This window comes from Paenibacillus sp. Negev47 (genome assembly GCF_058313655.1).
This window is the reverse complement of sequence record NZ_CM177754.1, coordinates 1,151,121-1,170,976: the sequence shown is the minus strand read 5'-3', so window position 1 is coordinate 1,170,976 and position 19,856 is coordinate 1,151,121. Positions and strand designations below refer to the sequence as shown.

Annotated in this window: 26 protein-coding genes; 7 read left to right on the top strand and 19 right to left on the bottom strand. The window is 34.9% G+C overall.

The genetic code is table 11. The features are described 5' to 3' along the window. Nucleotides 1-1,530: a DEAD/DEAH box helicase family protein gene (locus AC4G47_RS05440; RefSeq protein WP_491106650.1), complete on the top strand. Its 1,530-nt coding sequence runs from the start codon at nt 1-3 to the stop codon at nt 1,528-1,530. A gap of 515 nt (nt 1,531-2,045) precedes the next feature. Here the strand turns inward: AC4G47_RS05440 and AC4G47_RS05435 are convergent. Together AC4G47_RS05435 and AC4G47_RS05430 are read right to left on the bottom strand one after the other, a co-directional pair. Further along, complete coding sequence (locus tag AC4G47_RS05435) at nt 2,046-2,363, bottom strand: helix-turn-helix domain-containing protein (RefSeq protein WP_491105155.1); 318 nt, start codon at nt 2,361-2,363, stop codon at nt 2,046-2,048. Between the two features lie 55 nt (nt 2,364-2,418). Then, on the bottom strand, nt 2,419-3,099 hold the full coding sequence (locus AC4G47_RS05430; protein ID WP_491105154.1) for a hypothetical protein: 681 nt from the start codon (nt 3,097-3,099) through the stop codon (nt 2,419-2,421). 293 nt (nt 3,100-3,392) lie between these two features. Here AC4G47_RS05430 and AC4G47_RS05425 point away from each other — a divergent pair, with 293 nt between their 5' ends. From AC4G47_RS05425 to AC4G47_RS05415, 3 genes are all read left to right on the top strand, one after another. After that, on the top strand, nt 3,393-3,563 hold the full coding sequence (locus AC4G47_RS05425) for a hypothetical protein (RefSeq protein ID WP_491105153.1): 171 nt from the start codon (nt 3,393-3,395) through the stop codon (nt 3,561-3,563). Between the two features lie 6 nt (nt 3,564-3,569). After that, nucleotides 3,570-5,561 (top strand): recombinase family protein, encoded by a 1,992-nt coding sequence (locus AC4G47_RS05420; protein WP_491105151.1) that lies wholly within the window; start codon nt 3,570-3,572, stop codon nt 5,559-5,561. A gap of 416 nt (nt 5,562-5,977) precedes the next feature. Continuing rightward, on the top strand, nt 5,978-6,850 hold the full coding sequence (locus AC4G47_RS05415) for a hypothetical protein (RefSeq protein ID WP_491105149.1): 873 nt from the start codon (nt 5,978-5,980) through the stop codon (nt 6,848-6,850). A gap of 66 nt (nt 6,851-6,916) precedes the next feature. Here the strand turns inward: AC4G47_RS05415 and AC4G47_RS05410 are convergent, their stop codons facing one another. After that, nucleotides 6,917-7,546 (bottom strand): recombinase family protein, encoded by a 630-nt coding sequence (locus AC4G47_RS05410; RefSeq protein ID WP_491105148.1) that lies wholly within the window; start codon nt 7,544-7,546, stop codon nt 6,917-6,919. Nucleotides 7,547-8,255: 709 nt separating this feature from the next. Here AC4G47_RS05410 and AC4G47_RS05405 point away from each other — a divergent pair. Next, nucleotides 8,256-8,441 (top strand): hypothetical protein, encoded by a 186-nt coding sequence (locus AC4G47_RS05405; protein ID WP_491105146.1) that lies wholly within the window; start codon nt 8,256-8,258, stop codon nt 8,439-8,441. Nucleotides 8,442-8,641: 200 nt separating this feature from the next. On the opposite strand, the gene AC4G47_RS05400 is transcribed toward AC4G47_RS05405, so the two are convergent. From AC4G47_RS05400 to AC4G47_RS05335, 14 genes are all read right to left on the bottom strand, one after another. After that, the gene (locus AC4G47_RS05400; protein ID WP_491105145.1) at nt 8,642-9,814 is read right to left on the bottom strand and encodes a hypothetical protein; all 1,173 of its coding nucleotides are present in this window, start codon (nt 9,812-9,814) and stop codon (nt 8,642-8,644) included. A 143-nt stretch (nt 9,815-9,957) separates the two neighbouring features. Further along, nucleotides 9,958-10,377, bottom strand: a complete 420-nt coding sequence (locus AC4G47_RS05395; protein WP_491105143.1) for a hypothetical protein — start codon at nt 10,375-10,377, stop codon at nt 9,958-9,960. 137 nt (nt 10,378-10,514) lie between these two features. Further along, complete coding sequence (locus tag AC4G47_RS05390) at nt 10,515-11,156, bottom strand: hypothetical protein (RefSeq protein WP_433752305.1); 642 nt, start codon at nt 11,154-11,156, stop codon at nt 10,515-10,517. 38 nt (nt 11,157-11,194) lie between these two features. Then, nucleotides 11,195-11,557: a cyclic-phosphate processing receiver domain-containing protein gene (locus tag AC4G47_RS05385; RefSeq protein WP_491105141.1), complete on the bottom strand. Its 363-nt coding sequence runs from the start codon at nt 11,555-11,557 to the stop codon at nt 11,195-11,197. Nucleotides 11,558-11,601: 44 nt separating this feature from the next. Next, nucleotides 11,602-11,862: a hypothetical protein gene (locus AC4G47_RS05380; protein ID WP_491105140.1), complete on the bottom strand. Its 261-nt coding sequence runs from the start codon at nt 11,860-11,862 to the stop codon at nt 11,602-11,604. 45 nt (nt 11,863-11,907) lie between these two features. Then, nucleotides 11,908-12,579, bottom strand: a complete 672-nt coding sequence (locus AC4G47_RS05375) for a DUF8453 domain-containing protein (RefSeq protein WP_491105138.1) — start codon at nt 12,577-12,579, stop codon at nt 11,908-11,910. Between the two features lie 274 nt (nt 12,580-12,853). Next, nucleotides 12,854-13,135 carry a hypothetical protein gene (locus tag AC4G47_RS05370; protein WP_491105137.1) on the bottom strand — a complete coding sequence of 94 codons (282 nt, stop codon included), beginning with the start codon at nt 13,133-13,135 and terminating at the stop codon, nt 12,854-12,856. A gap of 24 nt (nt 13,136-13,159) precedes the next feature. Further along, complete coding sequence (locus AC4G47_RS05365; protein ID WP_491105136.1) at nt 13,160-13,537, bottom strand: hypothetical protein; 378 nt, start codon at nt 13,535-13,537, stop codon at nt 13,160-13,162. 41 nt (nt 13,538-13,578) lie between these two features. Further along, complete coding sequence (locus AC4G47_RS05360) at nt 13,579-13,971, bottom strand: hypothetical protein (RefSeq protein WP_491105134.1); 393 nt, start codon at nt 13,969-13,971, stop codon at nt 13,579-13,581. Between the two features lie 318 nt (nt 13,972-14,289). Then, a complete protein-coding gene (locus AC4G47_RS05355) occupies nt 14,290-14,475 on the bottom strand; it encodes a hypothetical protein (RefSeq protein WP_491105133.1) in 186 nt (61 codons plus the stop codon). A 112-nt stretch (nt 14,476-14,587) separates the two neighbouring features. After that, on the bottom strand, nt 14,588-15,049 hold the full coding sequence (locus AC4G47_RS05350) for a hypothetical protein (RefSeq protein ID WP_491105131.1): 462 nt from the start codon (nt 15,047-15,049) through the stop codon (nt 14,588-14,590). Between the two features lie 294 nt (nt 15,050-15,343). Continuing rightward, complete coding sequence (locus tag AC4G47_RS05345) at nt 15,344-16,069, bottom strand: stalk domain-containing protein (RefSeq protein ID WP_491105129.1); 726 nt, start codon at nt 16,067-16,069, stop codon at nt 15,344-15,346. A 245-nt stretch (nt 16,070-16,314) separates the two neighbouring features. After that, nucleotides 16,315-16,845, bottom strand: coding sequence for an MltR family transcriptional regulator (locus tag AC4G47_RS05340; protein WP_491105127.1), 531 nt, complete (start codon nt 16,843-16,845; stop codon nt 16,315-16,317). A 148-nt stretch (nt 16,846-16,993) separates the two neighbouring features. Further along, complete coding sequence (locus AC4G47_RS05335; RefSeq protein WP_491105126.1) at nt 16,994-17,455, bottom strand: hypothetical protein; 462 nt, start codon at nt 17,453-17,455, stop codon at nt 16,994-16,996. 106 nt (nt 17,456-17,561) lie between these two features. Between AC4G47_RS05335 and AC4G47_RS05330 the strand changes: the two genes are divergently transcribed. After that, a complete protein-coding gene (locus AC4G47_RS05330; protein WP_491105125.1) occupies nt 17,562-17,876 on the top strand; it encodes a hypothetical protein in 315 nt (104 codons plus the stop codon). A 103-nt stretch (nt 17,877-17,979) separates the two neighbouring features. Here AC4G47_RS05330 and AC4G47_RS05325 read toward each other — a convergent pair whose 3' ends face one another. Together AC4G47_RS05325 and AC4G47_RS05320 are read right to left on the bottom strand one after the other, a co-directional pair. After that, nucleotides 17,980-18,288, bottom strand: a complete 309-nt coding sequence (locus tag AC4G47_RS05325) for a hypothetical protein (protein WP_491105124.1) — start codon at nt 18,286-18,288, stop codon at nt 17,980-17,982. An 18-nt stretch (nt 18,289-18,306) separates the two neighbouring features. Next, nucleotides 18,307-18,660, bottom strand: a complete 354-nt coding sequence (locus tag AC4G47_RS05320; protein WP_491105123.1) for a hypothetical protein — start codon at nt 18,658-18,660, stop codon at nt 18,307-18,309. 210 nt (nt 18,661-18,870) lie between these two features. Between AC4G47_RS05320 and AC4G47_RS05315 the strand changes: the two genes are divergently transcribed. Continuing rightward, a complete protein-coding gene (locus tag AC4G47_RS05315) occupies nt 18,871-19,464 on the top strand; it encodes a hypothetical protein (RefSeq protein ID WP_491105122.1) in 594 nt (197 codons plus the stop codon). Nucleotides 19,465-19,856 lie beyond the last annotated feature (392 nt).

Below are 19,856 nucleotides of genomic sequence, written 5' to 3'. Positions count from 1 at the left end.
ATCATCAAAAGGAGGACACACAATATCACTCGCAAAAAGAAGCTAACAGTAACAGACATCATAGGCAATGAAGCTGAACAATGGCAGCAAGGTGAGATTATTACAATTGAGGCTGGTACAGGTGTAGGTAAGTCATTCTTCGTCAAGAACACATTGTATGAGAAGGCTAAACGTGAAGGAACTAAGATATTGTTCTTAGTTAATCGCACTAGGTTAAAGGATCAGTTCCAACGTGAAATTGAACAGGACAATAAAGGTGACACAATTGAAATCTTTCTGTATCAGAAGATTGAGAGCAAATTGGGAAGAGAAAAGAATGCTACATTTAAAGATGAGTATGAATATATTGTCTGTGATGAGTTTCATTATTTTTTAACTGAGTCATTGTACAATTCCAATACAGAAAATTCTTTTAAGCTAATCATGGCACATTCCGATAAGACAAGAATATTTATGTCTGCTACAGCAGATATCACTATCGACTTTTTCAAATTTAAGCAGATAGATTTCATTAGCTACAGCGTTCCCCATGACTACAGCCACATCAAAGAATTGTTATTCTATAGGAATGAGAAAGTATTGGAGAAGTATCTTAGTAAGGTTAGGAAAGGTCAAAAAGTAATCGCATTCTTCACTCAAGCAACAAAAGCATATGAATTACATAAAAGATTTGAGGACTCTATGTTTGTTTGTGCAGAAGGAAATTCTGACTACAAGAAGTATGTCAACAAGGATCGAGTTAAACAAATGCTTGAAAAGGAAACGTTTGAAGAAATGTTTCTATTTACGACATCAACATTAGACAATGGTATCAATCTTCTAAACAAGAAGATCAAGTACATAGTCTGTGACATTCAAGATATGGACGTTCTCATACAGTGTTTAGGTAGAAAGAGGATTATAGATAATACAGACAAAGTTACAGTGATTATAAGAAATATAACTGATAAAGAAATTGGACAAAGAATTAGAAATAAGAACAGAATCATAAATCCAGCAACTTATTTACTTGAAAATGGATCAATTGCTTATATGGACAAATATAAACGGAATCATAACAATCCCATAATCTACGTTGAACCAAACAAGGATCGGACTAATCCAGAGTTCTTTGTGAATGAATTAAGACTGTTTAAAGAATGCGCCGACATAAAGAATCTCAAACTCCTACAAGAAACCACAAATGGATATGTCGAATACATAAAAAATAAACTTCAAAAGGAGAGTTACACTATGTTAGATGAAACACATGAAAAAGCTACCCTCTCAGATTACCTGGATAGTATTATTGGGAAACGCTTATACAAAGACAAGCAAGAGGAATTTATTAAAATGATCAATTTGAGAGATGGAAGAAATAGATTGCAACGTGGATGCAGACAATTTAATGAATATTTCACAGAAAATGAACTTCATTACAGCGTCAAAGATAAATTGAAAGACAACAAACGAAAACTTGAAAACAATGAACCAAATCCAAACTATACCAAGACTTATTGGGTACTGGCTAAGTATGATCACAATAAATAAAATTAAATTCGAGAAAAACACAAAAATGTCAGCGTTATCAAGTGTTTTCGGCTGTTGTTGCATAAATAGGCTGGAATAATACTTATATATATAAGATATATCATAGTACTAAAAACAGTGAAAAAACGTTGATACGTTAAGGTTTTCAATTTCAACTGCATATATTACTTGGATAAATTTGAATGTAACAAACTGAATCGGAAGGTGAATTGGCGTAGCCAAGAGGAACGCGATAGGCTAATTAATTCGTTTACGAGCGTAGCGAAGTGATTTAATTAGGATGGTATCGTTCCTGATTACTACTTCTACAGTACAGATAACAATAGTCAAATTTTAAATTTGTCACTTTAACTTCCTACAAGGTTAATGTTAATACTATAGGAAGTTGAAGTGATAAATTTCTCATCTCACACTTAATAATGGGTGGCGAGATCCATTCCGTTTCACTCCATGGCTGTCGCTTCACCTTCATCCACAACATAAACCGTTGTGTCTGTCATTTGAGTTTCACTTAATTATTCATCATCCACATCATATATCTTCGTAACTTCACTCAATTCCTTAATGTCCAATATATTCATCAGCCTGAGCAGAAAGTGACCATCAGGTGTCGTTTCTCCGCGTTCCCACTTCTGATATGTTCTAGATGATGCACCTATTGCTTCAGCAACTTGTTTCTGTGTCATTCCATTTTCTGCTCTTTTGTTTCTGATCACTGCGTAATCAAACTCCATCAGCAATGGGCCAGTGTAAAGGTCATACCAAATATCTGACCCATCTTCTTCCCCATATACATTAAGTCCCCACACCTTTGTTGTAGGTGTAATCTCCACATATAGGAATCCTTTTTGTCGATCATTAACATCTACCCATATCCTCTTGGCATTCTTAATGTCTCACACCAATCCATTTAAGTATCGGTTGATTATTGCGATCACATGGAAATATCCCCGACATTTTTAATATGTTACCGTGTCTTTCAATGTAATCTCCAATGTACATATCATTAATCTGATAAATAACCGGTTTCAATCCAGCCTTTTCTCTGACTATGTTATAGTCCACGATAAGATGCTTTGGCGTTTTCTCTTCCACACCAAGTTTCTGAGCCAATTCAAGATAATGTAGCCAAGTGTAAATAGATTCGAACTCCCCCACATATCCAGTTTGCCTAATGGTGTAGTTAAAGATAGTAACTGTATCAAGCTTGTAGTCATAATATAGCTTTTCTAATGTAGTGTAAAAACGCTCTAGTTCTTCTTCATAATTGTTACGAGAATACTCAAGCACACGACTAACAAAGTCATAAACTGTACCAAGATTATCTAAGCTTCTTTTCTGTGACTTGTGAAAATAGAACGGAATTCTCCGAATAAATACTTCCTTATTTACTGGTTGAAACAAATACTTATTCATTTTATCGAATCCCAAATATGCAAACACTTCTAATCCAACTACCTCATGCCTGGATAAGTAATCCACCAGCTTTTCCACTTTGCTCTCGTCCTCTATGTACTGTCTAATAAGTGCTTTAAGTTGTTGCTGCTCATCTACTATTACATTCATCATATCCCCTACTCTTTGGTATATCCACATTATAGTATGAAGAATAAGGGTAGTATAGATGACAGGTTATTCGTATGAAATAACCGCACCTCTAAGAATCTACAGATTTTCTAGTACATGATCATCTACATCGCCCTAATAATGCGAAATAATATTCGTCAGACTCTGATTTCCATCATATTATTTATGCTCAAGCTTCTACTTCCCTCACTCTTTCAATTCCTTCAAAAGAATAGAATGTAATAATTGGGTGATAATAAAATCAAGTAGTAATTGATTCTTATGAGGTGGTCATTATGAGATATAAGAAATGGTATGAATATAAGATTATTTCTCGTTACCCAGACGAAGAAGGTGCAGTTCCAGAAAAGCTCATTGAAGAGCAACTACTCAATTGGATGGAATTTGCTCTTCTGAATTATTCCGGTGAAAAAAAGATAGAAAATAAACAAAATTCGGAGGATTGATTTTCGATGAGAGTACTCAAAGATCATGAACAGTTAGATAGAAGTGAAATTACAGCCTTGATCGGTAAGATCAGGGCTATTGTTTATACTCGTGTATCATCTGACATTCAAATTGATAACTATTCACTAGAGTCTCAAATTGACATATGTGTAAAAGATGCAAAAGATAAGTTTGATATTAGTGAGGAGGAGATTATTGTTCTACGAGAAGAGGCCGAATCGGGAGATAACCCCAATCGTCCAATGCTGAACTATATCCTCTTTTTACTACAAAAAGGGCTGGGAACTAAAGTTATCTTCCTACATCCAGATAGATTGAGTAGACATCTCCACCTACAACAACAAATTACCCATCAAATTTGGGAACTTGGATGCGATTTACATTTTGTTGAGTTTGACTTACAAAAAGGCAATGCGGAGTCAATGCTAAATTACAATATCCAAGGCTCCATTGCTCAATACAATAAGGCAAAGATTCTCGCGAACACTAAGCGTGGAAGAAGTACCATGGTATTTAACAATAAGATACCCGGAATGAATCGCATTTATGGATATACTTATGATAAAGACCTGAACACCCTTGTTGAGAATGAATATGAAAAAGAGCGATATCTGACAATGGTTAATATGATACTAGAAGGTTCAACTGGCTCTGAGGTTGCTTCATACTTGGCTAAAAAGAAACATCCTGCACCAAAGGGAGACAAGTGGTATCAAGCGACCATCAGTAGAATACTCAGAAATGAGTCTTATATGGGAACGTACTACTATGGTAAAACTGAGGTAGAACAACAGAACGGGAAAAGAAGACAAGTACCACGTCCTAGAGATCAATGGCAAAAGATAACTATACCTGCTTATATTGATGAGATTACATTTGGACGCTTACAGAAGTGCTTAGACGGTAATATAAAAAATGGTGGTCGTCCATCTGAAGATTACCTGTTAAAAGGGATTGCTAGATGCGGAAGATGTGGAGCAGCAGTTTCATCGGGTATCACATCTAGGACACAAAATGGATTGTTGAAATATTATAGTTGCACAAGAAAAACAAGAAAATCCTACAGCGTTGAAACAGGAGAGCCAAACAAGATTTGCTTGGGAGAAAATTGGCGAGTAGATATGGTAGACTCTTTAATCTGGAGTGAAGTATTGAGGTTGATAGACAATCCTAAAACGATAATAGATAAGATGCTAGAAAGAATTTCTGATGTATCCAAAGTAAAAGAACTGGAGAGAAACAGAGATGACATTGGAAAATTGATTAAAGATAAGGAATCTTCTAAGGCAAGATACATTGACCTATACGCTGAATGTATCATTAAATCCAAAGAAGATCTTTCTATTAAATTGGAACGAGCAGATACTGAAATTAGCGAACTAAACATAGAGCTGAGCTTAATCACAGACAATTTAGAGCTGAACAAAAGACAAAATAAGAATACTTCACCAGGGGGGCCATTGCTAAAAAAATATCAAAATATCATTAATAACGAATTACAGATGAAAGATGCAAGAAAATTAATGAGCATCCTCGTCGATAAAATAGTCTTACATGATAATAAACGTATTGAGATATTCTACAAATTCACCGCTGAAAGTGATTTGATTCTGAGTTATAACGACGTTTATGATTCAATCAACTTCGATAAGCTTAAGTGGGTACTTGAATCATCAGCTCCTAAATGGAAGGAGATTGAACACATGTATCCCCGCATGTTGAAAATGTACAATGAAGACTTACTTAGCTTTAAACAGATTGCTGAAGCTACTGAAACGGATTGGTGGTCGATTAAGCAAATGTTCAAAGCTAAGGGGGCAGAGCTACTTTCAACAAAAGAAAGGGGCATGAAAAGACGAGCTCGTGACTTTGAGAAGATTTATAATCTACACTATGTTGAAGGGTTGTCCCTTACAAAGATTTATAAAGATTATGAATTAAGTCCACCATATTGTAGACAGGTACTTGAAGAAAATATGAACAAGATAATAAATTGAAAAATTACCCCTCTGTGTCCTCTAGAATAAATAGTGTATTCCCCCCTCCTCTATGGAGGGTGTAGATGGGATGGCATTATGGTTTCGGTTTATTCAATAGAATTTCACTCGTTAAAATTCAACTCTCGTGTCGAAGCAGATGTGCTAGGGGCATATTCTGTAAAATGGATACTATTTTAAATTTAAAATATCCCCCCATGTGTCACATGTATCGTCAATGCAACAACTTAGTGATCAATTGACAAGTGCTAGCGGATTATTTTCCAGAAATTATTACTTTCTGGGTGTAAATATACCCCCTATGTACATAATCTTGTTTACATCTGATACCGGACATTGTATCTGTTAGGCTTATTTCTTTAGGAATGTATGTGGTATACTGTAATATACGACGAATATGATAAGGAAGGTGTTATATGACAGATAAGGAGTCTGAAATTTCATTAATGCTAAGAGGTAGCATTTCTGCATTACAGGAAGACCAATTTAGCGCAATCTCTAAAGTGGCAAAGTCTATGACTAAGCCGCGAATTTTTAGTTTAGTTGAACAGGTAGGTTTTGACGCTAAGCTTTATAACAATTCGGCATCTATGACTTCAATTAGAGGTTTTCCCAACTCTCTGTTGCAGATATCTAATAACTGGAACAACTTGCCAATAAAAGAACTCTCCCGATCATTGCTGGGGTCTACCTCTTCTCCATCATTCATTGGTGCTATTGATGAGATAAGATCCTTATCAGGTATTAAGTTAGATGCAATGCAAACATTCTATGATTCGCCTTCATATAAAGCAATGAGCAATGCCTTTTCAAGTATGGGTACTCAATCTTTACAGTCACTCATAGATTCCATCCCTGATGATTTCTATTCTGATATTAATGATTTTGAACAGGAATTAGAAAATGATACCGACACTCAAGCTAAATTTCAACCTATACTAGATAGTATGGGAGAAGTTTTGTCGTCTCAGGTTGGGGCAAAGCTAGATTTTAGCAAGAGTGGGCTTACTGAGTCTAGCATTAAGTTATTTTTTTATGCCATTATATTGATACTTCATCTTTATGGCCCATATCTTTTGATACCGAATCCCACTGATGAATTGGTTGAAATATCCAAACAAGATCTAGAAGAGCAAAAACGACACAATGCAGTAATGGAACAGAATCAGAATATAAGTATTGAATCGCAACAGGATCAAGCAGCAGATACTAAAGAACTATTAGAAGTTAGCAAAGATATGCTTTCGGAATTAAAGAAAGCAAATGAACAAAAAAAGGACTCGAAATGAGTCCTTATTCTTTGGTTTAACCGTTCATAAACTTGATCATGCTTAGGATCTATTCCCGAACAATTATTACCTTAGGCCATGTGCTTTGGCTTTTTGTTGTTCATATTCCTTTACTCTACGATACCAAGAATTAGGTTTCATCTCTGCCCTTCTCATAGCTTCAACGGCTGTGATATCACCTTGTTTCCATTCCGTGTATGCTTGCTTAAACTCCTCGTTAATCGCTTGCTTTGGTCTACCGAACACTACATTGTTATTCTTAGCAGCCGCTATTCCCTCAGCCTGTCTTCCGTTTATCTTCTCACGTTCACGCTCAGCCATATATGACAGTAACTCAAGAACGATACTTGATATGACTTTCTCTAATCCATTCTTGTACTGTCTAGTATCTAGGATTTGCATATCCAATATAACAATGTGAGCACCTATGTTCTGGGTAATATCTTCCCATTCCTTCTTAATCTCCTGTGCGTTACGTCCTAAACGATCCAATTCCTTCACAAACAATATATCATCTTTACGAATAGCATTCTTCATGGCTTGATAATTTGGTCTGTCGAAGTTCTTTCCGCTCTGCTTATCTATGTAGAAATCTCGCTCCGATATCCCTAAGTTCTTCATTGCTTCTAATTGTCTCGCTTCATTCTGATCCTTAGTTGAAACTCTTATGTATCCATGATGTCTAATCTCTCCCATAACAATTCAATGTCAAAATGTATACATACACTTTTGAAATGTTTCATATATATTTACAAACTATTCGAAACATACCATAACCACTTTTGACATACCCCAAGAGAGTGTTTCAAAAAGTATACTTTTAGCCATACCCTTTCAATCGTAGGCACGTACCAATATGGTACTGGAACAACATCGGAAAATTACGAAGTCCCTTGGGACAATGTGAGCCTGTCTTAGAAATCCGTCTCTGTAACTGAATCGACAGATTAATTCTCATAGATCATGGTTCCAATCGTGTACGATACAACAACTGACCATATATGCAGTTAAATCAACGTTTCAGCTTATTTGTCAGGTCAATTTATCCTATATCGTAAACGCAATCGTAGAATGAACATCAACACCCTATAAAGCTAGTCGTAGCAACAATTTTAACAATTTAGAAAATTTTGTAATTTTACGATTGGAATATCAAAATACGTAGGCAGGACAAGGAATTTCGGCTTTTTCCAAAAGTTCAATCGTATAGTAACAGGATTACTTAAAATGATGACTTATTTAAGCAATATTTTGATTTTTTCAAGATTAAAATCAAGGACTTTGATAACTATATATCTGGATGACTAAATCACAATACCATTTGAAAGTTATAAATAACTAGTATAATCTCCAAGCAATTTGAATATATTAAATAACAATAGTATTCATAGGAGGTTTAGTTTACATGGAAAAAGTCTCTTTCTTAGGGGATATTTACGACTACCAGGAGAATCCTGACGGCTCTAAACTCTTGTCTATTGATAAAAACAAACGAGGAATCAAAATGACCATCAAATTCTCAGGTGATTCAGAAGATCATAAAAGATCGCACGAAGCACTGAAAAACTTCTTTGTAAAAAGTTCTCCATAATGAGTACTTTTAAAAGCGTAAGTTCAAGGAATTGATTACAGATTAAATTGTCTGTTTGCTATTTCAGTTCAAACTCTCTTGATGTACCTCAAAACCAATAAAAAATGAGTCACAAAAAGGCATCCAGATTAATTCGTCTGAGTGCCCTTTTTATGGATATCTACATTTTATTGAAAATTGTCTTTCTTCTGTGCTAAATATTATATTCGATGTTTAACGATGTTTAAATCTGTGTCATTATTTTCTGGCATTAATATAAAATCCAAAGATATAAATTCACAATCCTTGTTTAAATATTCTGATAATTTTTCTTGTAGTTTTATCGATCCAGAAAGTTGATTGAGTGCAACATTTATCAATTCTTTAAATTTATATTCATTATTTTCTTCCAGAAATTCATTTGCTATTGCAAGGATTATGGTTACTTCAATTGAATTCGGCAACGATAATTTTTTGATTTTGTAACTCTGCTTTTTATACTGCATAAAAGTAAGTTCTCTTGTATTTGCGTCCCAATTTCCACTCAAATCCTCCAAGAAAAGTTCTAGCAACATTGCCTCAATAGAACATTTAGCTAATAAATCCTTATACTTGTCAATCGTTGCTAAGTAATTGGGAAGCTTCAATTCCTCGGCAACCAATTCATGGTAGAATATATAAAGAGCATACATGTTTAGCTTGTCAAATTCTTTCGAATTCGGAAGCAACTTTTCATATAGTTCCAGTAGTGGACGCAAATCGAACTTCAAAACTTTTTCCTTGTTTTGTAGCATTGATGTAAAAGCAATGACGAATCCTTCTAGCTTTTTAGTGGCATATTCAGGCTTAAAGTTCGTAGTGTTGCCTAGCCAATACTGGGGAGCTAAGTTCATTTTTACCACACCTGGTAAGTCATCATGCCAATTATAATCCTCTTTTTCTAAGAATGGTTGAGCGTTAGTAACATTTGTTAAAACGTGAAGAGTTAATCTTATTAATCCCCTATAAGTTAAGAATGGGGCCCCCTCTTCAAGAAAAACCTCACCATTTGTCACTGTTGGCATTTTAGCTTCCTTTTTCATCGATTGTAAGGCATGAACAAAGCTGGAGCGTTGACCATACGTATTACCTAGAGCGACACTTAAGTCAAGCTTCTTTATAGCAAATTTCGATTCGAAAGCTTCAATTTGAAAGAAACTATCATTGGTATTTTGCAGAATAAAATTTATAAACCGCGACTGATTTTTTAAATTTGACGATTTGAGCAAAATAGTTCTAATTTCTTCAGACAACTCTTCGTTTTCAATTGCAGAAAGTAAAACGTCTAACTTTGGCCTAATATTTTGATCATAGTCATTCCAGGTTGGAACAAAGCCATCAAAGTTTTGCGCCAATGACTCTAAACAATATACAAGTTGTGAGTACGCAAGGTCGACATTTGTACTTAAATGTAACAACGAATGATATGTATTGCGGTAACATGCCATTACACCTAAATAGACCTTACGCGGCAAGCCAATTAATTTCTCAATTGAAACTATAAAATCTTCAACAGTTGTATCAGTGGTATAATTTTTTTGTTAAAAAAATGAGAAACAAGTGAAAGAGGACTATTGCTTAAAGTCTCGTCTTTCGGTGAATTATTGCAATATTTTTTTATTACGTCCAGATCTCTTGAGAAAATGGATTTAAATTTAATACTACAATAGTAAATAAATTGTTCAATTATTTCCTCTTCACCAGTAGCAACCAAAATGCCTCCCTTTGGCATTTTATTTTCAAATGTAAACAAATACGTTTCAACTTGTTCATCGCTCCCAATAAAAGTAGGCTCTAGTCTACCCACTTTAGTTTCGATCGCTGAATTATGCTTTAAATTGGAATAAAGTACAATAGTCCTCTTGGTAACATGTAGATCACTGTCATAAAAAAATTTTCCCGAGCTGATTTGAAGCAAATTAATTCACTCCATCCGTCATAATAATAAGCAAACACAGCGCCACTTATAACTACTAAAGCGGCTGATAACAGAATAGTTAAAATGATCAGTGTAGAATATTAACCTCTTCTGCTAAAACATGCCTTTTAACAAATCTATATCCCATACTTTTCTTCTAAGTATCTATCGTATGCCTGCTCAGCAAGATCTTCCTCAATCAAACTACGATGCATCTCAGCAATTTCGTCGGAATAATCATCTATGGTTATTTCATATCTTGCATCCTCAAACATATCTCTGAGGTCTTCATTGTATTCAACAAAAAAATCATAAGATAATTCATAACCAATCTGTAATTTTAACAGAAGTTCCTGTACTTCCTCACTGGTGAGACTAATTTCGTAATGCATAAATTGATTTCTTATTTTGTTTAAATACTGAACAACTGTCTCAAAATCTTCTGATATATCATAGCCGCATAAGTATTTGGCTCTTCTGATTCCCTCATTCAATGTAATAGTTTTGAGAAGTGGGTTTGCCTCGAAAACATTAGATAGTCCTTTTGATAACATTATCTTTCTTGCCGTCATATATTTATCGAGATCTGTAAATATAAGATATTCATCGTAATCCTTTAAAAACAGCTTAAATAGTATTTCTATTCCATGATTTAACGACATTACAGCATCTTTTAAATTGTGTACTTTTCCATCCTCTAGCATCTTGATCTTTTGCATTGTGAGAAAAGCAGCCTTAAATGAATCTACTCCATTTTCGGCCAATCCCATGATCAACATTCCGATCACTCCCAAAGAGTTTTATAAGATAACTTGCGTCAATCACCAGAATACCTATTCACCGTTATAGGATAATGATATATCTCAATATCCTCACTAATGAACTCTCTTCGTTGAGCTGCTAACAGAGTCTCATACATGTTCTGTCTCCCAACTGGGTTATCGGTGTGTATGTATATCTTATCTGCCCTTAATCCATGTTCGCAGAAGTACTTCACCAATTCATATCCATTAGGTAATTCTACACCATCTACATCTTCACCCAGATCATGGTCTAATGTAAGAATAGCCACCTCTCTACTCTCAAGGATATGTATTGCTTCATAGTATGTACGAGCGACCACAAAGCCTTCAGGACAGTCTCTGAGGTCGTCTACGTAGAGGTTAATCTTATCTGTCATGGTCGCACATCCTTCCTTGTGAAACACATCTATCATAGTTTAATCTACAAAGTTGCATCATAGAATTCAGAAATTGATACATTAACATGTTCCTGAAATTTACCAAACTTCTCTTTAAAGTGCTTGGTAAGATAAACTTGTGATTTGTTAAATATCTCGTCTTCTGTTAATTCTTCATCTGAGGGAACCATGATCCCCCCTTCATATTCCTTTGAGGGTACATCGAATGTAACGACATAATAAAACCTTGCTTCACTTTTAAACTCAGAAGAGTGTTCTTCGGGTATAGGCGAGTATTCCCACATATGCTGCCTCCTTAACGCTTTATGTTCTAAAAGAAAAAGCCCCTTTCATTTAAATCTTTTAATTCTACGATGAACTCGGTCAGAAGATTTGATTTTAAGAGCTTGCTCCATCCTGATTTCAGCAGTCTTTATGTCAGCAACTTTCTTTAAATGCTTCTCAACTTTTTGTATTTCCTTATTGAGATCATGCATGTCTCTTCTTACTTCAAACTGATAGTTATACATATTTAAGTCCAGAACATACTCTCTGGTATAATGTCTATTATCAATATCCTCATAATTCAAAATTAATTGATATGAAGGCAGATTATCAATTCCTCGAGAGAATAAGTTGTCATATGACATAACCGCTCTCAGGGATTGATTAGGTGCTAAAAAAGAAATCACATTTCTGTACATATGTGTTTTAATAAAAGGGTCAGGAACTAAACTTCCGTTCACTCCATTCAATTCAACTTTAATATTTTTGGCTGCGAGAGATCCATGATTAGAGAGGTTGAAAAAACACAGTCCTGCATTATTTAAATCTATAAACCCTATTATGTTAGGTGTATTATTCTCAAGTCTTATTTCCTCGTTATGTCTCACAGTCTCCGCACTATACTTTTGCGATTTTCTTGCAAACCATACATTAAGTGCAGTTAACAAGACTGTGGCTGCAATATTAATAAAGCTTACCAGAGTACTGTTTTGATTATACCACTGATTAAAATCCATACTTCTCCCCTCTACTTGAGCAAGTAAGCTTTTATTTGATTGTTTTCATGTAATTCTTAATGAACTTTTTTAAGATTGTCTTCAGGTGATAACTTGCTTCCTTATTAAGTAAAACTATATCGATATTAAGCAAGCATACTTCTGTTATTTAGTCGTGGGGTAGCCAAAATGTATTGACATTTACATAAGAGTTCAAGGTACAAATTTTCCACAACGTTATCATTCCTGTCTGTTAAGCGATCTACCATCCAACCTTCCTTCAAAAGAATGAAACTCACTTTCCACCAAAACATTCTAATCTGCAATATAATTGATCACCATCCTCATACAGATCGCCAGTCTTTTTATCAACTCGTAAAGGAATTGGTGTAAAAAAGTCAGGAAGGTATATATCAAACCAATAGTCCGTCTCAGTTATGTGATTATAGGTAATTTTCGCCATGTAAATCCCGCTTAGTTCATCAAGAATTGGTTTGACTTCCTTCTCTTCTTGTTGAAATTTTATCCTTTCCTCTTCCATCAATAATTTAAGTGCATCCTGGTTGTTATTTTCCATTTAAAATAACTCCTTTAAAGAAATTTATAAGTTCTCAGGCCAATCTTTGTGCCAACCTCCATGAATAACAATCCAAAATGAGTCTTTATCGCAGTTTATTGTTGTATGATTTTTAACTGCAACCCTCACCTTTTCACCTTGAATACTGTTAACATTAATTATCTGATGATTGATTGATCCATTAAAAAGAACAGTTTTACCCCTGTAGTCCATAATTTCATGTGATGGAACAACAAAAGCCATATGACCCTCTTTCAATCCATCATCAGCCATTACATGAAGCGCTAAATCTTTATCGCAATTAGAGCATTTAAATCCAGTGGGGCTATATTCTTCGTTGAATACAATTCCACAAGATCTACAGTACATACTAACTATTTCAGGATATTCTCCATTAAACATTTATATCTACCCTTTCTGTTTACCTAATGAAAATGCTAAATTTATGTTATCTGCTTTATTTCATGTCGAATCCCTAAAATATTGAGACCTTTTTGAAGATATTCTCTAACCGGTCTTTTTGACAACATACTATAAAGCCTTACTGACGGCGCCTCATAATGAGCCCCTAGGTTTTTCATGTAGTCTTCCAGCAACCTTTCAGGTCTATACCTCTTTAATTCTTCTTCATAGGCATAATAATTACTGAAATCTTGGGGATCTGGCTTTTGCTCTTGTTGCCCAATGTACATAATTGATTGCAAGATCAAGACATCTTCATATGCCAATTGTTTAGAAAGGTTGTAAGTAACTTCGCCATTTACAAGAATGTCTGCTTTCGTATTTACCAATTCATCAATGATATGTATGAGACCTTTTGCTTTTTCGGTCAACATTATTTTCCACTCCTTATGAAAGACTCATATCAACTGATATATCTAAAAAAATCCTGTACATCTAATTATTCGATCATCGAAAATAATGATTAATTTATCTAAACTGCCAACAATCTGCTGAACCTCGATTAATATTTTCACAACAACGCATTAATTTTTAGTCTGAGTCTTAGTCGATAGGGCGGGACATAATGATTTACGTGAAATACTTCCCCTTTGCGGAAATAAATACTGCTTTCTGTTTCAAATAAATCAAGGTTTTCTTTTGGAGATTGGCATTTCTCGACCCCGCCCATAAAATTATTGCAATTAAGTTAACTATTCGGATTTTGTGGTGGAAACGTAAAGACCAAGTGAATCTAATAATTCCTCTGATAAGGTGATTTCTTCATCGCCGGGGGAAAGACCATTAAGCACTAAATAATGATCGTAATCTGTGATAGAACAGTATTTATGCCAAAGTCCGCGCTCCATAAGTTCACTTGCCGTATATATGATTTTCATCTTTATTCCATCCTTCCAATAGTAGAATTAAAAAAATATCGCAAAAAATCCATTATCTCTCAAGAATATTGGTACTAATTCTATTAAAAGAATGTGTTGATGATAACTTTGTTCATTCACTATATCTTGCTTCTATGGTGCTTATAATATTCTGATATGCTCCATACTGTTCATCTTGCCATTCTTGCAAAGTGTTGTAGTTATAAGACTCTTCAGGAACCAACAGTGAGTCTAATTTTCTAGTTTTACTTCTCAAATTTGAAGGGAGTATGTGAAGGTTTCGATATAAAATTGGCCTTACATGTTGTTTATAGTTTTCGCCATTTAATTCTCCTAAACCATGATCATTTATTGAAGTAATAATGTGCTCACCATCAGCTTTAAGGACTTCATTATATACTCTAAACTCCTCCTCCTTCTTGACTTGGAGGCTTTTCAATTCTATGTCTTCAAGGTTCCAATTCCTTATCTTATTGTCGCTACGTTCCTTAAGTTTTGTGGATACCACCGTTCCCACTGTAGCTAACGCAGAGCCACCAAGTGTACCAAAAACTGCTATCCAAGCAGAATCCATAGCCCTCTTTCCCTTCTATGTAAAAGTATTATTTCACTAAGAATATTGTCGCAATTTATAATAATGACGTATTTGTACATACTACACTTGCCTCTCACAGTACATTTAACTTTGCTACCACAATTATACAACAACAAGTGTCTCTCTACCTATGTTTTCTGAATGTAACTGTGTTAAGCGGTGGTCAGTTTCACTACTACTGATTCAACCCTTGAAATTTCAATGTTGGCTATTCATATTGTCTAAATAATAAAAAAGCACCCTGAAGGATGCTGTTGATACTTGTAAGTGAGACTATTTAGAATTCAAAGCTGCGTTTATATAAGCGGTGTAGGTTATGCTCGCTAAATATCGAGCGTCACTTGATAAACTGAACGCTTTATTGCTACTGTTGGTATATTCTTTAAAAGAAGTACTACTTTTAGTAACACTGTATATTGTTAACGCGTCTGCTGTCTTTTTGTACTGTTCAATCGCAGAGTAATAACCATCTAGTATAGATTTAACATTTGGATCACTGATATATCCAGTGGAAAAACTATTTAATTGATTGTAAGTTTCTATCAATTCATTCAATGTTTTATTAATATCAGAAAGGACATTAGCCGTTTGATGGCTGTTTATACTCGCAAAATTATAAGCTGTGGAATACCTAGATGATAAACCGACCATCATATCTCCAAATGTCTCCAGTGAATGGAAGTAATCTGCATATCGTATGTTGCTTTTAACTGCGTCTAAACTCGTTCTTGTGGTGCCAGTCGAAGCTGTTTTAACATCAACCGTTTGATTTTTAGCATCCCAAGAGTACCCTACTCCAAGTTGTCCCAACATATTGATCGGAATCATAGTTCGACCATTGTAAATTATTGCGGGTACATCTGGAGTTTTCAATGCCACTCCATTAGAAGTAATTCTAATAATCTGATTTCCCTTGTAAGTCCCCCATACACTAGCAGCGCTTACAGCCCCTGCAAATAACATACTTGCCATTACTAGTGTTACAATCTTCTTCTTCATTCTCGTATCCCCTTGTTTATATCCGTATCGGTTACGGTTCTCACTCAGTTATGTAGACTGCATTATTATATCATCAGTACGCCATCTAAAGAGATTACAAAGTGGAATAATTTTTCTCAACGGCATGACTGATTTACGATACACATTTTCATCATCATAAATACAGTCGAGTCGTGGAATTGGTAACAACAATAAAATTGGAAGGGAAGTATTTTTTGAATAATGAGTGCAATCCTTTAGTGTTTCTATCGATTGTATCGATTACCATTACTATAATCGTTTAGTACTTCAGGTTTTTTTGACGAATACTGTTTTCTTGAAAGAAGACGAGCAATTCCAAAGGAAGCTGATGAAAAATAGTTTCTTGCAGTAGCAGGAATATCTCGAAAGTAATTTCCATTTAAGCTTCTACATCTATTTGCTACACTCTCTGTTTCAAATGAAATAGTCTCCATTGAGTGTGCAAATTCATTTCGTATTCTTCTTATAATATTTAAATCTCTTCGAGTCTCAAGTGAAATTAAACCTAATAAGTAACACAGTTCAATTTTAGCTGAAAAAGTAGCAAGTCCACCTGTACCATTGCAAAGATCGGTAAATGTTTTTTCATCATCAATAAAGTTAGCTTTCAATAAACTACTCAAGTACTCATCCAAAAAAGCAGCAGACATTAGTACACTTCCTCTATCTGACTCTTCTTTTAACCCCATACTAAATAGGATTATCTTTTCTGCCTGCTTAATTGCTTTTTGTTCAAACTCCTCATCAGTCATCATATCTATCCTCCATTTAAAGTATTGCCATGATTATACAATGCCATTTATAATTATACCTTTGTTTCAAGGAAGAATCTGCTCAGTGGTGGTCAGTTCGACTACTACTCAATCTACACTGTCAACATAAAAAAAGCACCCATAAGGATGCTTAATTCCTAAACATTTTCCGTTCAAGATCCTCCATGAAAGAATCTTCAGTAAACTTATTATTCTGTTGCCCAAAACTAACACTCGGTTGTATTTCCCATTCTCCTGAAGAATAGATCAGCTTAGTTGTGTTCGCTGGGGAAGTTGTAAGATCAGACAGTCCTGTGTATTCTTTATAGTAATTCACATGAACAAAGAACTTGCCTTCGGGATAACTGACATGAGGTCGAATAGTCACTCGATGAACTTCAGTAAATTGAATTTCAAGTTCAGTATATCCTGTTGTAATATCAAACGTCTCTTCCTCAGTAATTTTAACGCTCTTACTTTCGTTGTTTTCAAACCAACTTCTTACACTGCTATACAATTGTTTAAGGGCACCAATTTGTTCATTTTTTAATTTTTCGATGTTAACCTTTTCTACTCCCATCTTTTCAATGATGCTAGATAATTTATCACTCATCTTGTTCACTCCTAGCTATTGTTTTAACAAGTATAATTCGACATGCAGGAAGGGTTCACCTCTCTTTATGTCGAAATAACTGTGTTAGAAGGAGGTGTATTATAAAATGTACTATGTTATTGGTCATGACTCACTAAGGGATTCTGGAATATTGCAAAGACAAATCATGGAACCTCTTCAGAATGAACAAGTCACACGTGCTCAGAATGCAATACCATACACAAAAGAGCGTGTAATACTCCACTATGCAACCAATTCCTATGAAGATCCCAATTTCCCAGACTATGACTACTTTAGTTATATCAACTCTAATACTCGCGACTTACTTTTACACTACAATATTGATTTTGAGGAACTTGGTACAGTTGAAACACTGCCTAGTGGAGTAAGCCTCCTTATCAAGAACACCAGATTCATTTAATTATCAATTTTTACCCGTTGGAGGATATCCTTCAGCGGAGTTTTTCATTTGGCTGTTATATATGTTCTGTAAACAACAAAAGCACCCCGAAGGATGCTTTATATTAATCAAAATAGAAGTCCAAATTTTCTACCGATTTTACTGCTGTAGAACGATAAAGTATGCTGTTCTTCGTGTCTTCACCAATTAAAAAACAATCAACTGAAAGTATGAATCCCATAATACCAATTTTCTCATCATATGTTGTCAATCGGGAAGTTTTCTTACCTTCATTTCCATTAATAGAATTGGTGTAAAATTCTTTTAAGTAGAATTCCTTTTCTGGATCATCGGAAAAATTTGTATAACCATATATCACAGTTTCTTTGTTAATTGTAATATCGGTTCCATCTAAGAAAGTAATCTTAACCATATCAATCGACTCCTTTTATTATAAATCAATCCACTCACTCTTCATGCCAAACAATTCACGCCAATTCTTAACATTGTAGATTAACTGTTCCTTACTTAATTCTCCATTACCATATGCATAAAACCATTCAGAAGGAGTGTCCCTACAAAACATATCTTTGTGCTCGTGTGCTGCGTCCTCGCCATGCAGTTTAATCATTTCAACTGTATTATCCTTAGGCATTCCTACCGCATCTAAGATGATCTCTTCGAGGTCTTCAATATATTTATCATACACACTCCAATCCACTCCTAGAGCGTCCTCAACCTTCTTCTCTTTCGTCCTCATATCATAAATCATGTCAATCAAACTAGACATTGTTGCTTCGTTCATCTACATCACTCCTTATGTATGATAGGAATATTATACCACTAAGAATAATCTTGTTTAATCAACATGGAGATACTTGATGACCACGTTTGGATATATAAAACCAGATTTCTCAAATACAGCTCCTTAGAGGGCTATTATTTTGTGTTGATTTTTATGGTATAATATACCTTTACAATGCTTATAACAACACACTATAAAGGAAGTGCCATCATGTCTCTTATACCAATTTTTGAGCAAAAACAACTGCTAGATCAGCTTAAGGCCGATGTTTATAAAAAAGCAAATTTCGCTTTTCATCATCTGAAATCATGCTTGAAAATGTTAATCGGTCATGAGGAAGTAGATCCCAAGACGGGAATTTTTATTGACTCGCCTAAACAGTTTGGTTTTGAAACTTCTGATACAAAATTTTATCTTGTTGTTCATGATGAAGTGGCAATTACACATTTCAATAAAGATGAACATATGGAGAGCATGACTGAGGTATTAACAGACCCAACCTTCAAGTCACGCTTTACTGGAAGGGTGTCATTCTACTTCAAAGGAGAAAACACAGCATATGTAACTCTTTTTGATTTGCTGGTTAACGTTAACGGTGAGGTATACATTAATAAAGAAATAGGCTGGATTGATCGGCTGGAGACTAAAAGAACATTTGAAGAATTTAACGAAATGGCAAACAGCCTTCTTGTTTCTAGTGTGAAGAGCGCTTTTTTCAGAATTCAGCAATGGAATTACGAACAGCAATTTCAAACAGAAGATCAAATTATGGAGCCAAACAAACAAATTGGATTTAGAGTTTAAGAATAAGCACTCGAATTGAGGAGAGTCCACAAGAGGGCTGTCCTCTTTACTATATCTGAATGAAAGAATTCAGTTTGACCAACCAAAATTTTCCGTTCGTTGAACTTGACGGTGAAATTAACCCTCCTTCAGATTGAAGGTGACTCAGGTACATGATGTACTCAAGTCCTTTTTAACCTTGAAGTTAGAATGCGGAACTTTCCGTTCTCAGATTAATGATGTGGTTTCGACCCACACTATAACAGTGATCATCTAGTTTATTATAATGGTGAAGTCCACTATGACCGTCACAATTCAGCTCGATATGGTTTCACGTAGCGTTAAACGGTTGTACATGGCGTACAACGCATGTTCAATATGGACACTCGTGTTGAAATTGGACACAACGTCCA

Bases quoted from the DNA above. Each gene is read 5' to 3' on its own strand.
- AC4G47_RS05425 (WP_491105153.1), top strand. From the start codon at position 3,393: ATGAGATATAAGAAATGGTATGAATATAAGATTATTTCTCGTTACCCA.
- AC4G47_RS05335 (WP_491105126.1), bottom strand. From the start codon at position 17,455: ATGAGTGATAAATTATCTAGCATCATTGAAAAGATGGGAGTAGAAAAG.
- AC4G47_RS05380 (WP_491105140.1), bottom strand. From the start codon at position 11,862: ATGTGGGAATACTCGCCTATACCCGAAGAACACTCTTCTGAGTTTAAA.
- AC4G47_RS05360 (WP_491105134.1), bottom strand. From the start codon at position 13,971: ATGTTGACCGAAAAAGCAAAAGGTCTCATACATATCATTGATGAATTG.
- AC4G47_RS05355 (WP_491105133.1), bottom strand. From the start codon at position 14,475: ATGAAAATCATATATACGGCAAGTGAACTTATGGAGCGCGGACTTTGG.
- AC4G47_RS05315 (WP_491105122.1), top strand. From the start codon at position 18,871: ATGTCTCTTATACCAATTTTTGAGCAAAAACAACTGCTAGATCAGCTT.
- AC4G47_RS05405 (WP_491105146.1), top strand. From the start codon at position 8,256: ATGGAAAAAGTCTCTTTCTTAGGGGATATTTACGACTACCAGGAGAAT.
- AC4G47_RS05345 (WP_491105129.1), bottom strand. From the start codon at position 16,069: ATGAAGAAGAAGATTGTAACACTAGTAATGGCAAGTATGTTATTTGCA.
- AC4G47_RS05365 (WP_491105136.1), bottom strand. From the start codon at position 13,537: ATGTTTAATGGAGAATATCCTGAAATAGTTAGTATGTACTGTAGATCT.
- AC4G47_RS05415 (WP_491105149.1), top strand. From the start codon at position 5,978: ATGACAGATAAGGAGTCTGAAATTTCATTAATGCTAAGAGGTAGCATT.
- AC4G47_RS05330 (WP_491105125.1), top strand. From the start codon at position 17,562: ATGTACTATGTTATTGGTCATGACTCACTAAGGGATTCTGGAATATTG.
- AC4G47_RS05410 (WP_491105148.1), bottom strand. From the start codon at position 7,546: ATGGGAGAGATTAGACATCATGGATACATAAGAGTTTCAACTAAGGAT.
- AC4G47_RS05430 (WP_491105154.1), bottom strand. From the start codon at position 3,099: ATGATGAATGTAATAGTAGATGAGCAGCAACAACTTAAAGCACTTATT.
- AC4G47_RS05385 (WP_491105141.1), bottom strand. From the start codon at position 11,557: ATGACAGATAAGATTAACCTCTACGTAGACGACCTCAGAGACTGTCCT.
- AC4G47_RS05340 (WP_491105127.1), bottom strand. From the start codon at position 16,845: ATGATGACTGATGAGGAGTTTGAACAAAAAGCAATTAAGCAGGCAGAA.
- AC4G47_RS05370 (WP_491105137.1), bottom strand. From the start codon at position 13,135: ATGGAAAATAACAACCAGGATGCACTTAAATTATTGATGGAAGAGGAA.
- AC4G47_RS05390 (WP_433752305.1), bottom strand. From the start codon at position 11,156: ATGTTGATCATGGGATTGGCCGAAAATGGAGTAGATTCATTTAAGGCT.
- AC4G47_RS05320 (WP_491105123.1), bottom strand. From the start codon at position 18,660: ATGAACGAAGCAACAATGTCTAGTTTGATTGACATGATTTATGATATG.
- AC4G47_RS05325 (WP_491105124.1), bottom strand. From the start codon at position 18,288: ATGGTTAAGATTACTTTCTTAGATGGAACCGATATTACAATTAACAAA.
- AC4G47_RS05420 (WP_491105151.1), top strand. From the start codon at position 3,570: ATGAGAGTACTCAAAGATCATGAACAGTTAGATAGAAGTGAAATTACA.
- AC4G47_RS05375 (WP_491105138.1), bottom strand. From the start codon at position 12,579: ATGGATTTTAATCAGTGGTATAATCAAAACAGTACTCTGGTAAGCTTT.
- AC4G47_RS05350 (WP_491105131.1), bottom strand. From the start codon at position 15,049: ATGGATTCTGCTTGGATAGCAGTTTTTGGTACACTTGGTGGCTCTGCG.